Annotated in this window: 14 protein-coding genes and 1 pseudogene (1 of these 15 only partly in view); 6 read left to right on the top strand and 9 right to left on the bottom strand. The window is 67.5% G+C overall.

Going from position 1 to position 17,156, the window contains the following annotated elements; all coding sequences use genetic code 11:
- Both HYN69_RS06245 and HYN69_RS06240 read right to left on the bottom strand, forming a co-directional pair.
- Positions 1 to 243, bottom strand: partial view of an amidohydrolase gene (locus HYN69_RS06245; protein WP_108434994.1) — the 5' end (the start) only. The gene continues 1,425 nt to the left of window position 1, outside the view; only the first 243 of its 1,668 coding nucleotides appear in the window; it begins with the start codon at positions 241 to 243; its stop codon lies off the left edge, out of view.
- Between the two features lie 99 nt (positions 244 to 342).
- Positions 343 to 1,305, bottom strand: a complete 963-nt coding sequence (locus tag HYN69_RS06240) for an agmatinase (RefSeq protein ID WP_108434993.1) — start codon at positions 1,303 to 1,305, stop codon at positions 343 to 345.
- 228 nt (positions 1,306 to 1,533) lie between these two features.
- Between HYN69_RS06240 and HYN69_RS06235 the strand changes: the two genes are divergently transcribed.
- The gene (locus tag HYN69_RS06235; RefSeq protein WP_108434992.1) at positions 1,534 to 1,905 is read left to right on the top strand and encodes a bactofilin family protein; all 372 of its coding nucleotides are present in this window, start codon (positions 1,534 to 1,536) and stop codon (positions 1,903 to 1,905) included.
- 11 nt (positions 1,906 to 1,916) lie between these two features.
- On the opposite strand, the gene HYN69_RS06230 is transcribed toward HYN69_RS06235, so the two are convergent.
- Positions 1,917 to 2,324, bottom strand: coding sequence for a PaaI family thioesterase (locus HYN69_RS06230; RefSeq protein ID WP_108437062.1), 408 nt, complete (start codon positions 2,322 to 2,324; stop codon positions 1,917 to 1,919).
- 69 nt (positions 2,325 to 2,393) lie between these two features.
- On the opposite strand from HYN69_RS06230, the gene HYN69_RS06225 reads away from it, so the two are divergent.
- Positions 2,394 to 3,182: an enoyl-CoA hydratase gene (locus HYN69_RS06225; RefSeq protein WP_108434991.1), complete on the top strand. Its 789-nt coding sequence runs from the start codon at positions 2,394 to 2,396 to the stop codon at positions 3,180 to 3,182.
- A gap of 350 nt (positions 3,183 to 3,532) precedes the next feature.
- Here the strand turns inward: HYN69_RS06225 and HYN69_RS06215 are convergent, their stop codons facing one another.
- Positions 3,533 to 5,863 carry a Tex family protein gene (locus tag HYN69_RS06215; protein ID WP_108434989.1) on the bottom strand — a complete coding sequence of 777 codons (2,331 nt, stop codon included), beginning with the start codon at positions 5,861 to 5,863 and terminating at the stop codon, positions 3,533 to 3,535.
- Positions 5,864 to 6,201: 338 nt separating this feature from the next.
- On the opposite strand from HYN69_RS06215, the pseudogene HYN69_RS21325 reads away from it, so the two are divergent.
- Positions 6,202 to 6,672, top strand: a pseudogene (locus HYN69_RS21325) (DUF2243 domain-containing protein).
- Here the strand turns inward: HYN69_RS21325 and HYN69_RS06200 are convergent.
- Both HYN69_RS06200 and HYN69_RS06195 read right to left on the bottom strand, forming a co-directional pair.
- Positions 6,656 to 7,705, bottom strand: coding sequence for a Gfo/Idh/MocA family protein (locus HYN69_RS06200; RefSeq protein WP_174213602.1), 1,050 nt, complete (start codon positions 7,703 to 7,705; stop codon positions 6,656 to 6,658). The pseudogene HYN69_RS21325 and the gene HYN69_RS06200 overlap by 17 nt on opposite strands.
- Entirely contained in the window at positions 7,705 to 8,487 is a 783-nt protein-coding gene (locus HYN69_RS06195) for a ThuA domain-containing protein (RefSeq protein WP_108434986.1), read from the bottom strand. Before HYN69_RS06195 ends, HYN69_RS06200 begins: the two co-directional genes overlap by 1 nt.
- 148 nt (positions 8,488 to 8,635) lie before the next feature.
- Between HYN69_RS06195 and HYN69_RS06190 the strand changes: the two genes are divergently transcribed.
- Positions 8,636 to 10,051, top strand: coding sequence for an amidase (locus HYN69_RS06190; RefSeq protein ID WP_108434985.1), 1,416 nt, complete (start codon positions 8,636 to 8,638; stop codon positions 10,049 to 10,051).
- Positions 10,052 to 10,735: 684 nt separating this feature from the next.
- Complete coding sequence (locus HYN69_RS06180) at positions 10,736 to 14,119, top strand: MFS transporter (protein WP_108434984.1); 3,384 nt, start codon at positions 10,736 to 10,738, stop codon at positions 14,117 to 14,119.
- 421 nt (positions 14,120 to 14,540) lie between these two features.
- On the opposite strand, the gene HYN69_RS06175 is transcribed toward HYN69_RS06180, so the two are convergent.
- The 3 genes from HYN69_RS06175 to HYN69_RS06165 are packed head-to-tail and all read right to left on the bottom strand — an operon-like array spanning position 14,541 to position 16,474.
- Positions 14,541 to 14,720, bottom strand: coding sequence for a hypothetical protein (locus HYN69_RS06175; RefSeq protein WP_108434983.1), 180 nt, complete (start codon positions 14,718 to 14,720; stop codon positions 14,541 to 14,543).
- 60 nt (positions 14,721 to 14,780) lie between these two features.
- On the bottom strand, positions 14,781 to 15,560 hold the full coding sequence (locus HYN69_RS06170) for a metallophosphoesterase family protein (protein ID WP_108434982.1): 780 nt from the start codon (positions 15,558 to 15,560) through the stop codon (positions 14,781 to 14,783).
- Positions 15,557 to 16,474 (bottom strand): diacylglycerol/lipid kinase family protein, encoded by a 918-nt coding sequence (locus HYN69_RS06165; RefSeq protein WP_159082373.1) that lies wholly within the window; start codon positions 16,472 to 16,474, stop codon positions 15,557 to 15,559. Before HYN69_RS06165 ends, HYN69_RS06170 begins: the two co-directional genes overlap by 4 nt.
- Before the next feature lie 247 nt (positions 16,475 to 16,721).
- Here HYN69_RS06165 and HYN69_RS06160 point away from each other — a divergent pair, with 247 nt between their 5' ends.
- Entirely contained in the window at positions 16,722 to 17,150 is a 429-nt protein-coding gene (locus HYN69_RS06160; protein ID WP_108434980.1) for a YqaA family protein, read from the top strand.
- The last annotated feature ends 6 nt before the right edge of the window (positions 17,151 to 17,156 follow it).

The following is a 17,156-nucleotide window of genomic DNA, read 5'->3' as shown; positions in this document are numbered from 1 at the left end:
GTAAAGATGCCCCAGCTCGGCCCCGCCCAGCACCAGATGCAAATGGCTTTCCACAAAACCCGGCAGAAGCGTGCGCCCAGCCGCCTCGATCACCCGCGTTGCAGGTCCCGCCAGCGCCCTCACCTCGGCCTCCGACCCCACCGCCACGATCCTGCCACCCGCCACGGCCACCGCCTCGGCCCGGGGCTGGCTTGGCTCCATCGTCAGAACCTTGGCCCCCGTCACGATCATATCGACCTGCATCGCGCATCCTCTCCCGGGCGACCCGCGCCCCCTAATCTGTGCCTTCAATCATCCGGTCAAAGCACCGGCGATGCGGGGGCGCAAAGGCCCCCTGCCCTCTCAGCCGAACCGCGCCTCGGCCATCACGCACAACAATTCGAACATGATCGACACCCCAAGCCACGCCGTCCCGCCGCTTGCGTCAAAGGGCGGCGACACCTCGACCAGATCGGCGCCGACGATATCGAGGCCCCGCAAGCCCCGCACCACCTCAAGCGCCTGCCAGCTGTTCGGCCCGCCCACCTCGGGCGTTCCGGTGCCCGGCGCAAAGGTCGGATCGACGAAATCGATGTCATAGGTGATATAGGTCGGCCCCGTCCCCACGATCTCGCGCGCCTCGGCCATCACATCCTCTACACCCCTGCGGTGGAAATCCCCGATGGGAATGATGGTGATGCCGTTGGCAGCCGCAAAATCCCAATCCTCGCGCCCGTAAGCCGTGCCGCGTATCCCGATCAGCACATAGCGCGCGGGGTCGATCAACCCTTCCTCGACCGCGCGGCGGAACGGCGTGCCATGGGTATAGCGCCCCGTGCCGAAGTAGACGTCGTTCAGGTCGGTGTGGCTGTCGAACTGGATCATCCCCACGGGTCGAGCCTTGGCGACCGACCGCAGGATGGGCAGGCTGCACAGATGGTCCCCGCCCCCCGTCAGCGGCAATATCCCCGCAGCGACGACACGGTCGTAAAACGCCGTCATCCGCGCCATGCTGTCCATCAGATCGCCCGGATTGGGCGACACATCCCCCAGATCGGCACAGCGCGCCAACTCGAAGGGCGCAACCCACGTCGCCCCGTTCTGCGCGCGGATCATGGTGGACAGGTCGCGCAACTGGCGCGGACCGTGGCGCGGACCGGGACGATTCGTCGTCCCCCCGTCCCAGGGCGCCCCGATCAGCCCGATCTGCACCTCGGCCAGGCGCGGATCGTCCAAGCCCACATGCGGCAGGCGCATGAACGTCGGAATCCCCGCGAATCGCGGCAGGTCCAACCCCGAAACCGGACGGAAAAAGTCGTTCCCCATACCACCTGACATAGGCTGCACCCCGCTCTTGCCTGATTCTTTGCCGTATCAAACCCCGCCAGCAACCCCTTGTCAGGCCCAATAACGACCCCGAGACGCTCTGTGAAACAAAGGGTGCCCGCAACGGGTACGCCGAAGCCGCCGCTTCCCGCTCCGCCGCGTTCTCGGCCCTTGACCGCGGCCCTGCCCTGTCGCCTTATCTGCCCGCATTTGAAAGGCAGCGTTCCCATGTTTTCCAAACCCGACCAGCCCGCACCCGCCGCTTCCCGGCCCGCCAGCCCCAACACGGGCAAGTCCGTATTCGGATCAGACCTTCGCATCACCGGAGATGTGACCTCGACCGGCACCGTCGAAATCCACGGCGTGATCGATGGCACGCTCTCGGCCCGCGGTCTGATCATCGGCCCCGAGGGCGAGGTCAAGGGCACAGTCTCGGCCGAAACGGTCGAAGTGAAAGGCCGCTTCGAAGGCCGCGCCTCGACCGAACACCTGACCCTGCGCGCCAGTGCCAATGTGCAGGCCGACGTGACCTACAGCGCCGTCAGCATCGAAAGCGGCGCCCAGATCGAGGGCCGCTTCACCAAGGCCAAACAGGGCTAGCCTACACCCCCTCAGCGCGGCGGCAGCGAATAGGTCAGCCCCGCCCGCGCCACAGGCTCGGGGCGACCTTGCGAAAACACCAGCACATCGCCCACTGCAAGAACGCGCCCCAGCTTGAGCACCCGCGCCTCGGCCAGAAGATCGCGCCCCGCCTCGGGCTTTCGCATAAAATCGATGCTGCAATTCGTGGTCACCGCCAGCGCCACCGGCCCGACACGGGCAAGGATCGCCAGATACATCGCCACATCGGCCAGCGCGAAAAGCGCAGGCCCCGATACCGTGCCCCCCGGCCGCAGATGCCGCTCGCCCGCCACCAGCCGCAGCGTCACCCCCGCCTCGTCCGCCCGCTCGACCACGAAATCATCCGCCACCTGCGCGAAATCGGCCCGCAGGAATACGGCCAGCGCCGCCTTGTCCATCATCAAGCCCAAGCCCTTCCCTCCCGCCTGTCCGCCGCCTATGCTTTGCCAATCACCAAGGAAAGCGCAATGACCGACACGATCCTGACCCGCCAAGATGCAGACGGCATCGCCACCCTGACCCTGAACACCCCCGCCAGCCTGAACGCCCTGTCGGATGCGATGATCGCGGCGCTGACCGCGCAATTCACCGCCCTGTCGACCGACCGGCAGACCCGCGTGGTCGTGCTCAGGGGCGAAGGCCGCGCCTTTTGCGCGGGCCACGACCTGCGGGAAATGCAGGCCGCCCGCCAGTCGCCCGACAAGGGGGCCGCCTATTTCAGCGACCTGTTCCAGCGCTGCGCCGCGATGATGCAGATGATCCCCGCTCTGCCCCAGCCCGTCATCGCCCAGACCCACGGCATCGCCACCGCCGCAGGCTGCCAGCTTGCCGCCTCTTGCGACCTCGTCACCGCAGCGCAAGGCACCCGTTTCGGCGTGAACGGCGTCAACATCGGCCTCTTCTGCTCGACCCCGATGGTCGCCCTGACCCGCAAGATCCCCCCCGCCCTCGCCTTCGAGATGCTGACCACGGGCGAGTTCATCGATGCCACCCGCGCCCGCGACGCGGGCCTCGTGAACCGCATCAGCCCGCCCGAAACGCTCGACGCCGACACCCGTGTCCTCGCCCGCCAGATCGCAGGCAAACTGGGCGCCGCCGTCAAGATCGGCAAATCCGCCTTCTACGACCAGCAAGGCGAATCCCTTGCCGAAGCCTATGCCCTGACCGGTCGCGCGATGGTCGAAAACATGCTCTGGCGCGACACCGAGGAAGGCATCACCGCCTTCCTCGAAAAGCGCAAACCCGACTGGAGCTGAGCGGAATTTGACGCAAATTCCGCGCCGGAAAATGACGCATTTTCCGCCTCGCCTCGACCGTTCAGCAAATCCCCGAAATCTGCGTCAGATTTCGGCGCGGAATTTGCGTCAAATTCCGCATCACCGCCCCCCGGTCACCGCGTAGGCATAGCGCCCGAACTTGCCCCCAAGCGCATCGGAAAAGGCATTGCTCTGCGGCTTGACCACTACCGCTTTCTGCACCGTCCCGCGCCAAGCGTTGTGCGCGGGAAATGACGCAGTCTGCGCCTCGCCCAGACCGTTCGGCAAAACCCCGAAATCTGCGTCAGATTTCGGCGCGGAATTTGCGTCAAATTCCGCCAAACGCCAGCCTAGCGCCCGAACTTGCCCTTCAGCGCATCGGCAAAGGCGTTGCCCCCCGCCGGTTCCCCAGCCGTGCCCCCCTTCGGCCCCACCGACCCTGCCCCCGGCTTGACCGCAGCCGCCTTCTGCACCGGCCCGCGTTCCCGCGCAGCGTCGCGCGCCTCGCCCGACTGGCTTTTCATCGTCAGCCCGATCCGCTTGCGCGCGGCGTCCACCTCGACCACCCGCACCTTGACCACATCGCCCGCCTTGACCACGGCATGGGGGTCTTTCACGAAACTGTCGGCAAGCTGGCTCACATGTACCAGCCCGTCCTGATGCACTCCGATATCGACAAAGGCACCGAAGGCCGCCACGTTGGTCACCGTGCCCTCCAGCAACATCCCCGGCTTCAGATCGCGGATCTCGTTCACCCCTTCGGCAAAGGTCGCGGTCTTGAAGGTGGGTCGCGGGTCGCGCCCCGGCTTTTCCAGCTCTGCAAGAATGTCGCGCACCGTGGGCAGGCCGAACCGCGCGTCCACGAAAGCCCGCGGGTCCACAGCCTTCAGCGCCGCCGCGTCCCCCATGAGGCTGCGAATATCGCGCCCGCAAGCCGCCACGATCTTCCTTGCCACCTCATAGGCCTCGGGATGCACGGATGAGGCATCGAGCGGCTCTTTCCCCCCCGCGATCCGCAAGAACCCCGCCGCCTGCTCGAATGCCTTCGGTCCCAGCCGCGCCACCTTGAGCAACTCGCGCCGCGTGGCAAAGGGCCCGTTGGCATCGCGGTGCCCCACGATCGCCTCGGCCAGCGACGGCCCCACCCCCGACACCCGCGCGAGCAACGGCGCCGAGGCGGTGTTCAGGTCCACCCCCACCGCGTTCACCGCATCCTCGACCACCGCTTCCAGCGACCGTCCCAGCCGCGACTGGTCCACATCATGCTGGTATTGCCCGACGCCGATAGACTTCGGCTCGATCTTCACCAGTTCGGCCAGCGGGTCCTGCAAACGCCGCGCGATGCTGACCGCCCCCCGGATCGACACATCCAGATCGGGAAACTCTTTCGCCGCGAGTTCGGAGGCCGAATAGACCGAAGCCCCCGCCTCGCTTACGATCACCTTCACCGGCTTTTCGCTGCCGGGAAGCACGGCCAATAGATCGGCCACCATCTTTTCCGTCTCGCGGCTCGCCGTGCCATTGCCGATGGCGATCAGTTTGACGCCATGCTTGGCGATCATCTGCGCAATCGTCCCCTGCGCCCCGCGCAAGTCATTCTTCGGCTGGAACGGATAGACCGTGTCATGCGCCAGCACCTTGCCCGTCGCATCGACCACCGCCACCTTCACCCCCGTGCGGATGCCGGGGTCCAGCCCCATCGTGGCCTTGCCGCCCGCCGGAGCCGCAAGCAACAGCGCCTTGAGGTTCATCGCAAAAACCCGGATCGCCTCGGCCTCGGCCCGTTCGCGCATCTCGGCCATCAGGTCCAGCGTCAGCGAAGTCCTGATCTTCACCCGCCACGCCCATGCGGCGGCATCGCGCAGCCACGCATCCCCCGCCCCGCGCCCCGTCACTGACAAAGCCGCCCCGCAAGCCCGTTCCGCAGGGCTTTCGCCCCGCGCCGCATCGGCATCGATTTCAAGGTCGATGGCCAAAAACCCCTCGTTGCGCCCGCGCAGCATGGCCAGCACGCGGTGCGAAGGTGCGGTCGCCCAAGCCTCGCTATGCGCGAAATAATCCGAAAACTTGGCCCCCTCGACCTCTTTTCCATCGACACCCTTGGCGACCAGCTTGGCCACCTGCTTCATATGCCCGCGCAACCGGCCAAGCAGGGCCGCATCCTCGGCCAGCCCCTCGGCCACGATGTCACGCGCGCCTTCCAGCACAGCCTTCACATCCGCCACGGCTTCGGTCACGAAACCCGCCGCCAGCACCGCAGGATCAGCCCCGCGATCCGCCAGAATCGCATCGACCAGCGGCTGCAAGCCATTTTCCCGCGCGATCATCGCCTTGGTGCGCCGCTTGGGCTTGTAGGGCAGATAAATGTCCTCAAGCTCCGACTTGGTCCCCGCCTTCAGGATCGCGCCTTCCAGCGCATCGGTCATCTTCCCCTGTTCGCGGATCGACGACAAAATAGCCGCCCGCCGCGCCTCCATCTCGCGCAGATAGGCCAGCCGCTCGGCCAGATTGCGAAGCTGCGTGTCGTCCAGCCCCCCCGTCACCTCCTTGCGATACCGCGCGACGAAAGGCACCGTCGCGCCCTCGTCCAAAAGCCCGATGGCCGCCACCACCTGCCCCGGCTGCGCCCCGATTTCAGCGGCGATGATCTGGGGAATACGGCGGGCGGTATCGGTCGTCATGGGCAGGAACTCTCCGGTAGGTCGAATGCGGTGACAGGGCCACGACCATAGCCGCGCCCACCCCCCGCGCCAAGCCCTGCCAGCCGCCCGTCTGCGCCCAGCCCCCCGTCTGTGCCCCGCCGCCCGTCTGCGCCCAGCCGCCCGTATATGCCCCGCTGCCCGTCTGTTCCGGTATCCCCAAGGGAAGGCAACCGACACGGACCTTGCCTGTTTGAACCCGACGACCGTCCCGCCAAGGACCGCCCTCACCGCAAAGGACCCCATGCCCCGACCCGCCAAAGCAGACCCCGCGCCCGACTGGCCCGCCCGACTGGCCCGCTCGAACGTAGGTCCGCCGCGTGAACCTGCTCTCGGCGCTGACGGGCTTCGGCCTTGCGGGGCTGTTCGACAGCCTCGTCCTGCACCGGCTGCTGGGCTGGCATCCCCTTTTGACCGGCGCGCTGCCCGACGCACCGCTCGCCCGCCATATCCGGCAGGATTCGATCTTCGACGCCGCAATGTAGGCAGCCCTTCTCGCCGGACTGACCGGCATGATCCGCGCCCGCACGACCACCGCCCGCATCCATCCCCGCTGCGTGGCAGGCATGGCGCTGATCGGGTTCGGAGCAAGGAACATCGCCGATGCGCTGATCGTCCACTGGCTTATGGGCCTGCACCGCATCCGCCCCACCGCCGAAGTGCCCATCCTCTGGGACATCGGCTGGCTCGCCGCCTTTGGCCTGCACCCCTTGCTCGTCGCTTCTCGATGCGCGACACCACCCCCGCCGACCCGCCGCATTCCGGCACGCCCCGCTAAACCGTCAGACTGACGCAGCCCCGCCCCGCCGACTCTCCGGCCCGGTCGACCAGGCGCTGCAACGCAGCCCCGCGCGCGAAATCGGGCACCGCAGCCCCTTGCCCCCGCACCGCAGCGATGAACCGCGCATAGATCGTCGGCACCGCAGGACAGTCCACGTCACGCCAGACAGCGCCTTGCAAATCCGCTCCAACACAGGCCCGCAACCGGCTGACATTGTTTATGAATGTCACCTCCAGCCCGCCCGCATCGCCATGGATACGCAGCGAAAGATCGTTCAGATGCCCGCTGGCAAAGCGCGTGGCCGTCACCGTCCCGATGGCCCCGCCCTCAAGCACCAGCTGCATCGTCGCGCTATCGTTGGCGTTCAGCACATATTCGCCGATCCGCCCGCCTTCCGCCTTGTCGAAAGTAGCCAGACGGCAAGACACCTCGGCCGCCGCCTGCCCCGCCACAAAGGTCGCAAAGTCGAGGATATGGATTCCCACATCCCCCAGCACCCCGTTGGACCCATGGGCCGATGACAGCCGCCACAGCCATTGCGCCTCGGTCCGCCACTCGCCCCAAGCGGGCTGCACCAGCCAGCTTTGCAGGTAACTCGCCTCGAAATGCCGCACGCGGCCGATCGCCCCATCGCGCACCAGCACCGCCGCCCGCTGCAAGGCCGCCACGTTGCGGTAACTCAGGTTCACCATGTTCACCACGCCCGCTTGCGCCGCCGCATCCGCCATGGCCCCGGCCTGCACCGCATTGGTGGCCAAAGGCTTTTCGCACAGCACATGCTTGCCAGCCGCCAGAAACGGCATCACCGTGGCGTAATGCGCGGCATCCGGCGTGACATTGGTCACCGCATCGAACCCGCCCCAATCCAGCGCCTCGGAAACCGAGGCGAACCCCCGCCCGATCCTGTGGCGCGCACAAAACGCGGCCAGCGGTTCCGCCCGCGTATCCACCCCCGCAACCAGCTCGACCCCGTCCATCGCAGCAAAAGCCGCCGCGTGGTTTTCCGCCATCCCGCCGGTGCCGACGACCAGAACCCGCACCATCAGCGATACCCCGCCTCGCCGTCATGATGCAGCCGTGGCCCCCGCTCGGTGATCGACTCCAGCGCGCGGTCTACCGGCACGTTCGGCGCGGCATGGGGGTCTGCGATCCGCATCGCCGGATTATGCGCCCAACGCACAGCGTTGCAGATCACCCGCTGCACATTGGCGTCGTGATAGGTCGGATAAGTTTCATGCCCCGGACGGAAATAGAACACATTCCCCGCCCCCCGCCGCCAGGTCAGCCCCGACCGGAACACCTCGCCCCCCGCGAACCACGAAACGAACACCGTCTCCAGCGGTTCGGGCACGCCAAAGGGCTCGCCATACATCTCCTCGTGCTCCAGCTCGAAATGATCCGGCAAGCCCGCCGTGATCGGATGGCTGCGGCTCGTCACCCACAAGCGTTCCCGCTCGCCCGCCTCGCGCCACGTCAGATTGCAGGGTGCGCCCATCAGCCGCTTGAACGGCTTGGCGAAATGGGCCGAGTGCAGGAAGATCATCCCCATCCCGCCCCAGACCGCATCGCAAACGCGGTCCACCACCGCATCGGCCACATCGCCATGCGCGGCATGGCCCCACCAGACCAGCACGTCGGTCGCGGCAATCCGTTCCGCCGTCAGCCCGTGCTCCGGCTCTTGCAAGGTGGCGGTCGTGGCCGCAATCCCGCCCGCTCGGTTCAGGAAGCCCGCAATCGTCCCATGCATCGTGTCGGGGTAAACCTCGGCCACCACGCGGTTCTTCTGCTCGTGCACATTCTCGCCCCAGACCGTGACCCGCAGCATCGCACTTCTCCTGTCATTCCGATTCTGCGCCGGAATCTGCCGTTCCAAAGCGCTTTAAACAAGCCGCAAAGCAGCCCTCGGCAGCAATCCCCTTGGCAGGCCCGGAAAGCCCCCCTAGCCTGACTTGCAGCAACAAAGGGCCGCCCCGATGGACCAAAGCGACTATATCTCCCATGACGCAACCGGCCTCGCCGCACTGGTCCGCCAAGGCCACGTTAGCCCGCTCGACCTCACCCGCGCCGCCCGCACGCGCCACGACGCGGTGAACCGCGCGCTGAATGCGGTCATCGAATTCTACGACGACGCCGAAACCCTGCCCGTCACATCAGGCCCCCTTTCCGGCGTGCCCTTCCTTCGCAAGGACATAGGCGCGACCGAGGCCGGACGCCTGCAAGAATGCGGCTCGCGCCTGCTGCGCGGCAACCGCCCCGACCACGACGGCCATTTCATCACCCGCGCCCGCGCCGCAGGCCTTACCCTCGTCGGGCGCAGCGCCGTGCCGGAACTGGCCTTTTCCGGTTTCACCGAAACCTTGGCTCACGGCATCACCCGCAACCCGTGGTCGCCCGACCGCACCGCAGGCGGATCCTCCGGCGGGGCCGCCGCAGCGGTCGCCGCTGGCATCGTGCCCATCGCGCACGCCAGCGACGGCGGGGGTTCCATCCGCATCCCCGCCGCCTGTTGCGGCCTTGTGGGCCTCAACCCGTCGCGGGGCCGCGTCTCGGGCGGGCCCGACGGTCAGGATGCGCTCTTCGGCCTCGCCCGCGCCTTCGTCCTTACCCGCACCGTGCGCGACATGGCGCTCGCCCTCGACATCTTCGCAGGCCCCGAGGCAGGCGACCCCTTCACCATCCCGCCGCCCGACGCCCCTTTCGTCACCGACCTCGACGGCGCGACACCGCGCCTGCACATCGGGGTCGCCCGCACCGCATGGGGCGAGATCGCGCTCAACCCCGAAGTGCTCGCCCTCGTCGACGCAACCGCCGCCACCCTCTCCGCCCAGGGCCACAGCCTCGAGGAAATCCCCTCCCCCGTCCAACCCGAAGACATCGCGACCGGCGTCATGGGCGCGTTCAACCTCGGCCTCGCCACCCTGCCCGAACTCGCCCGCAAACTCGGCCGCCCGCTCGATGACACGACGCTCGAACCCGTCACCCTCAAACTCCTCGACCAGACCCTCGCGATGACCCCCGCCCAGATCATGGAGGTCTTCGAAACCCTCCGCCGCATCCGCGTGGAAATCGCCACCCGCACCGCCCGCTTCGATGTGCTCCTCACCCCCACCCTGCCCGTCACCGCCCCCGAACATGGCCTCTTCGCCACCACCCGCCCCGACCTTTCCGCCGAGGGGTACGCGATGGGCGACACCAGCCTTTTCACCTACCTCGGCCCCTTCAACGTGACAGGCCAACCTTCGGTCAGCCTCCCCCTCGGCCAATCTGCAGCAGGCATGCCCATAGGCATCCAGCTCGTCGCCCGCTTCGCCGCCGAATCCACCCTCGTCCGCCTCGCCCGCGATCTCGAAACCGCGATGCCATGGCACCACCGCCGCGCACCCGTCTGATCCCCTCCCCTCCACCGTTTACCAAAACGCCAGCCAACCCTTTCCCCACCCCTGCCTGACGATCCCGCCCCCCTTCATCTCGGCCCAAATACTCCACAAGGCCCAACGAAGACGATTGCCCCTCCCAACCGCACCCACCCCAGCCACAGGCCAGCCAAAACCCACACCATCCCGCACCCATCGACACATCCTTCGCGGCCCCAACCGCCCCCCGTTCACCTTTGCCCAAATACTTCAGCGCGATCGAGGCGCCCCCCGCCACCGACCAAACCCACCAACCGCCGCAGCCGCACCCACCCCAACCCCACACCATCCCGCACCCATCGACACATCCTTCGCGGCCCCAACCGCCCCCCGTTCACCTTTGCCCAAATACTTCACCGCGATCGAGGCGCCCCCCGCCACCGACCAAACCCACCAACCGCCGTAGCCGCACCCACCCCAACCACAAGCCAACCAAACCCCACACCATCCCGCACCCACCGACACATCCTTCGCGGCCCCAACCGTACCCCCTGTTCACCTTTGCCCAAATGGTCCGGGGGCTGGCCCCCCGCTCGACCTCGGCCCCACACCCACCCGCCCGAACCCGCGAAAGGGAACCCCCACCCCCTTCCGCCACTTTCCCCGATGTGACACGCTGACAGCCCGTCCGGTCCGCCCCTCCCCCCGCAAAGGCACGCAATGACCCGTAACCCCGCGCTTCATCCGCTGCTCGCCACCGCCTTCTTCGGCGCGATGAACGACAACCTCCTGCGCGCCGCACTCGTGGTTCTGGCAACGCTGCTCGTCCCCGCGAGCCAAGCCGCCCTCATCGCCCTGCTGGCAAGCGGCCTCATGATGCTGCCCTATCTCCTCGTCTCTGGCCTCGCCGGACGCCTTGCCGACAAGCGCGAAAAGGCGGGCCTGATCCGCTGGATCAAAGCGGCCGAGCTTGCGATCGCTTGCCTCGCCTCCGCAGCCCTCCTCGCGCACAGCCTGCCCTTCCTCCTGGTGGTGATCTTCGCCATGGGCACCCATTCGGCCTTCTACGGCCCGCTGAAACAGGGCTGGCTGCCCGAACGCCTGCCCGCAGCCGACCTCGTGCCCGCCAACGCCCTGCTGGAAACCGCCACCTTCGCCGCGATCCTTCTGGGCACCCTCGGCGGCGGCGCTCTCATGGCGCTCTGGGGCGCGCCTGCCGTGGCCACGGCCTCGGTCCTCATCGCGCTTGCAGGCATCGCGGCCAGCCTGCGCCTGCCCACAGGCCAGCCCGCCGCCCCCGCCCTTCACATCCCCGCCAACCCGTTCAGCGGCAATATCACCCTGCTGCAAGACCTCGCCGCCGACCGCGGCCTGATGCGCGCCGCCCTGCTGGAATCGTGGTTCTGGGCGGCAGGTGCAGTCTACCTCTCGGCCCTCCCCGTATTCCTGCGCGGCTTGCTCGACGCCGACCAACTGCTCGTCTCGACCATCATGGCGGTCTTTGCCGCAGGCATCGGCGCAGGCTCTCTGCTCATTGCGCGCCTTTTGCGCGGCAAGCCCTCGCTCACCTCGACCGCCCCCTCGGCGCTCCTCCTCGCCCTCGGGGGCCTTGTCCTTTACGCGGCCCTCCTCGCCCTGCCCGCACGCGGCGGCACCGCCGCGCTTTTCACCACCCCGAGCGGGATCGTCACCACCCTCTCGATCCTCGCCGTCGCCATGGCGGGCGGCGCCTATGCCGTCCCCCTCGCCGCCGCGATCCAGACCCGCTCGCCCCCCGATGCCCGCGCCCGCATCCAGGCGGGCAAGGGCATCCTCTCGGCCGCCGCAATCACCGCCACCAGCCTGCTCATGGCGCTTCTCACCACGCTCGGCCTGCCCCTGTCCGCACAGTTCCTGATCCTCGCCACAGGCAGCGCCACCGCCTTCGCCGCCACCCTGCGCTTCTTCCCGGCCGAGGCGCTGCAGGGCCTCCTGCGCCTCCTCCTCGGCACCCTCCTGCGCGTAAAGATCACCGGCGGGGAAAACCTGAACACCACAGGCCCCGTGATCTATGCGTCGAACCACCAAAGCCTGCTCGACGGCCCGCTGCTCTTTTCGCTGCTCGGTCCCCAAGCCGCCTTCGCGATGACCAGCATCTGGGCCGACCGCCCCTTCATGCAAAAGGTCGCGCGCCTCGTCCCGATCCTCGCAACCGACCACACCAAGCCGATGTCGATCAAGGCCATGGCCCGCCGCATCGCCGCAGGCCAATCTTGCGTGATCTTCCCCGAAGGCCGCATCACCGCCACGGGTGCCTTGATGAAAATCTACCCCGGTACCTCGTGGCTCGTCGATCAGGCGAATGTCCCCGTCATCCCGATCCATATCGAAGGGCTGGAATTCTCGCGCCAAAGCCGCCCCAAACACGGCTTCCCGCGCCGCTGGTTCCCGAAAGTGCGCCTGACCATCGGCCCCGCCCAGCGCATCACGCTGGACCCCGACCTCAAGGGCAGGAAACGCCGCGAACGCGCCGCCCTCATGGTCAGCGAGCTCTTGGAGACGCAACGCTACATCGCGCTGAACCGTTACGACACCCTCCCGCAGGCCCTTGCCGACACCGCAGCCCTCTACGGCGCGAACCGCTCCGCACTGGTGGACCACACCGGCACCGACCTCAGCCACGGCAAACTGACCCTTGCGGGGGATGTCCTCGCCCGCACGCTTTCCCCCCTGCTGAAAGACGACCCCACCGTGGGCCTCCTGCTGCCCACCGCCGCAGGGGTGCCCGCCGTCCTCCTCGCCCTCTGGCGCATGGGGGTGACGCCTGCCATGCTCAACCCCACGCTCGGACCCGGCCCGCTGAAAACCTGCCTGACCACCGCGCAGATCACCACCGTCATCACCTCGACCGCGATGGTCGACCAAGCCAAACTCCACGGCCTGATTGCCGATCTCGAAGCCGCAGGCATCCGCATCCTTCGCACCGAAGACATCCGCGCATCGGTCACAATCGCGACCAAGGCACGCGCCTTCCTCTCCGCCAAATTCGGCCCCGCCCGCAAGGGTAGCACCCTCGTCCCCATCACCCGCGACACCCCCGCCGCGATCCTGTTCACCTCGGGCACCGAAGGCGCCCCCAAAGGCGTCGTACTGTCGCACGCCAACTTCCTCGCCAATATCGCGCAGCTCCGCGCCCATACCGACGTGAACGCAGGCGACCGCATCTTCACGGCGCTCCCCGTGTTCCACTCCTTCGGCCTGACCGCAGGCATCCTTCTGCCGCTCGTCGTCGGCGCGCAGGTCGTGGCCTACCCGTCGCCGCTGCATTACAAGGTCATCCCCGAACTGGCCTATTACCACCAGCCCACCGTCATCTTCGGCACCGACAGCTTCCTGTCGGGCTGGGGCCGCCGCGCGCATGACTATGATTTCGCCAGCCTGCGCACCGCCATAGCGGGGGCCGAGCCGATCAAACAGGCCACCCGCGACCTGTGGTCACGCCGCTTCGGGGTGCGCATCCTCGAAGGCTACGGTGCGACCGAAACTGCCCCCGTCCTGTCGCTCAACACGCCCGTCTCGTCGCGTGACGGCACGGTTGGCCGCTTCCTTCCCGGCATCGAGCCACGCCTAGAACCCATCACCGGGGTCGACGCCTTCAAGCTTTATGTGCGCGGCGAAAACATCATGCGCGGCTATATCCGCGCCACCGCCCCCGGCGTGATCGAAGCCCCCGAAGACGGCTGGTACGACACCGGCGACGCCGTCACGCTGGATGACGATGGCTTCATCACCATCCGCGGCCGCATCAAACGCTTTGCCAAGATCGGCGGCGAAATGGTCAGCCTCGCGGCGGTCGAGGCGCTTTCGGAACGCACATGGCCCAACATCCCCGCCGCCGCCATCGCCCAACCCGACCCGCGCAAGGGCAACCGCGTGATCCTCGTCCTCGCCCCGCCCCACGGCGAAAAGGCACCCACCCTCGACGCCCTGAAAACCCAGGCGCGGGCCGAGGGGATGGCCGAAATCATGCTGCCCGCGCGTCTGGAACTCCTCGCGAAACTCCCCATGCTCGCCTCGGGCAAACCCGACTATCCGGCCATAGCCAAACTCTACGCCGACCCGTGATAGCGCGGCATGTCACCAACCCAAGATCACCCCCGCCGCAGCCGAAAGCCCGACTTGCTCCACCGACGCCCCGAAACCCGAGGTGCAGCCCGAAGCGCAAGCCAAGCGCCGCTTGGTGTGGACTTGGTCGCCAGATTGCAGCTGCCCCGCCTCGAGCACGCTCGACGATCAGACCTCGCATGACCGAAAGCCAACCGGCATTGCGCGTCGCGTCTGAAAAATCCTCGCCGCGCTGTAACGGGAAAACAGGTGGCGGCATGCCCGGACTTGCCTCACCGCGCGCGATGTCAAAAAACCCTCCGCCCCTTACCCGTAAAAACACAGGAAAGGGCCGAAGGGCTATCCGAATTCGCATCACCGTCTCGTCCGGAAAGGCTGCAAAACCGCCTCGGGCAAGCCCGACGATCCGGACCCACGCCGCCTAGTCGCGCTGTGCCTTGCCCTTGGGCGCGGGCGTTTCGCCGAAAAACGTCATGGCCGCGCTGTAGCGGGCATAGACGGTGTCGGCTCGCTCGTCACGTTCCGCCTCGGTCACCGCCTCCTCGGCGGGGCCGAGTTCGCGGTATCCGGTCTCGGGCGGAGTGTCATCTGTCGCAGCCATCAATATGCCTCGCTCAATATTTTCCACGAACGTAACGCACCACGCGCGTCCGGGTTCCCGTCACACCTGCCACCCCGACGCCCTGCGCTCCATCCGGATAGCCGCATCGGCCGCAAAGCGCCCGTCCGCCCCGGCGCGGTGATGCGTCAGCACCACCCCGTCCGTATCGAAGTCCAGCGCGTTGAACGCATTGCCGTCCCCCCGCACCCGCCATGACAGGCACGTGCCCGCCTGAACCGACAGGATGCGTTCCGCCCCCGTAAGCGGCGTCACATAGGTCGCGTGCAAATGCCCCGACAGCACCACCTCGGTCCCGGCCTCGACCAGACCGGCCAAGGCATCACCCGCCCCCACAAGCGCGGGCGGCTCGGCGGGTGGGCCCTGCAACGGATGATGCATCACCAACACCCGCCGCCGCGCGCCCGCTTCCGCGAAACACCGCGCCACCCGCTCTACCTGCCGGCCCGTTATCTTGCCGTCCTTCCACGCCAGCGGGTTGGCCGTGTTGACCGCAACGACGACCAGCGCGTCATTCTCGAACACCGGCTCGAGGTCGCGCCCCACACTCTGCCGCCAGCGCCGCCACGGATCGCCGAACCGCAGCCGCAGATCGTAAAGCGGCACGTCATGGTTGCCCGCGATCGCCAGAACCGGCGCCGGGCAAGCGGCAAGAAACCGCGCCGCCGCCTCGAATTGCTCTGGCCGCGCCCGCTGCGTCAGATCGCCCGACATCACCACCAGATCGGGCGCAAGTGCTGCGACCGCCGCCAGCAGATGCGGCACCAGACGCGGTTCCTCGGCCCCGAAATGCGGGTCCGACAGATGCACGATCCGTCTCACAGGCCCACCTTGTCTGCCTCGGACGGCAAAATCACCGACAGCCCCTCATCGCGGATCACAAAGCGCAACGGCGCGCGGATATGCTCCCTCTCGCCGTCCATCGCGACCAGCGGTCGCCTGCTCGCAGGCGTCACCTGCATGTCGCGGGCATAGATCACGTCGATCTCGCTCCCCACCACCGCCCGCTTCATCGCCAGTTTCGCCACGGCCTTCAGCATCTGCCACCGGCTGCCATCGCGCAAAATGAATACGGCGAACCGGTCGGCACTGATCGCCGCCGCCCCCTCCAGCCCGTAATGGTTCAACTGGTAAGCCGACCGCGCCACGAACAGCAGTGGCGAGCGGAAATCATGCAACTGCCCGTCGGCATGGATCACCATCCGCTTGGTCGCCTGCACGCGCACCAGCGTCTCGACCACCGTCCAATAGGCCAACAGCCGCGACCGCCCGAACCGCGCATAAACCTGCTCGCGCGATTGCAGGATCAGCGGATAGACCCCGAGGCTCGCATTGTTCAGAAACACCCGCCCGTTCACGGTGCCCACCGCGATCCGCCGCGCCGTCCCGTTCAATATCGCCCGCGCCGCCGCCTCGGGGTCTTCGGGCAGGCCCAAGCCACGGGCGAAAAAGTTGAACGTTCCCAAGGGCAGAACGGCCATCGACACGTCGCGTCCCAGCATCTCCTGCGCCACACCCCTGACCGTCCCGTCGCCTCCTGCCGCGACAATCGTGGTGAACCCGTCGTCAATCGCCTTGCCCACCACATCGGCCAAAGCCTCGCCCCGCTCCCAGCGGCGCAGGGTGGCCGCAGGGCCGAACACCGCCATGGCCTTGCCGATCGCCTCGGCATCGCGGCTGTTCAACCCCGATTTGGGGTTGGCCAGAACGCAGATCGTCGCGGGGTCTAGCGGCATGGGCACTCTCCTGTCAGGTCGGCGCCTTCTGGCACGGGTCGGGAACACGCGGCCAACCGCCCTGTTCCGCCGCCCTGTTCCCGTTCGACCTAATGCGCCTGTCCTGCCTTTTCCAGCAGCGACGCCAACAAATGCCGCAGCGACCCTTGCACCACCGTCCTTGGCGCGTCGTTTACCCCCGTGCGCGGCACGTTGCGCTGGGGTAAGGTCGCACCATGACCAGACCCCGCACCCCCCAAGCACCCCCATGCTAGCCCTCGGCGGCCTGTTCCTCGCGGCCTTTGCCGCCGCCACGCTGATCCCCGCGCAATCCGAAGCGGTGCTCGCCGCACTCGTCCTGACCGGCGGCCATCCCGTCTGGCTGCTGCTGGCGGTTGCCACCACCGGCAATGTGCTCGGCTCCTTGCTCAACTGGGCGCTTGGCCGCTTCCTGATGCACCATGCGGGCCACCGCTGGTTTCCCGTCAGCCCCGCACAACTAGACCGCGCCGCCCTCTGGTATGGCCGTTGGGGCTGGCCCAGCCTGTTCCTGTCATGGGTTCCGGTGATCGGAGACCCCCTCACCCTCGCCGCAGGGCTGCTGCGCGAACCGCTCTGGCGTTTCCTGCTTGTCGTCACGCTGGCCAAGGGCCTGCGCTACGTCATACTGGTCGCGGCGACCCTCGCCCTCGCCTAACCCCCC

This window comes from Gemmobacter aquarius (assembly GCF_003060865.1).
Lineage (GTDB): Bacteria > Pseudomonadota > Alphaproteobacteria > Rhodobacterales > Rhodobacteraceae > Paragemmobacter > Paragemmobacter aquarius.
The sequence above is the reverse complement of the archived record's forward strand: the minus strand, read 5'-3'. Positions and strand labels throughout refer to the sequence as shown.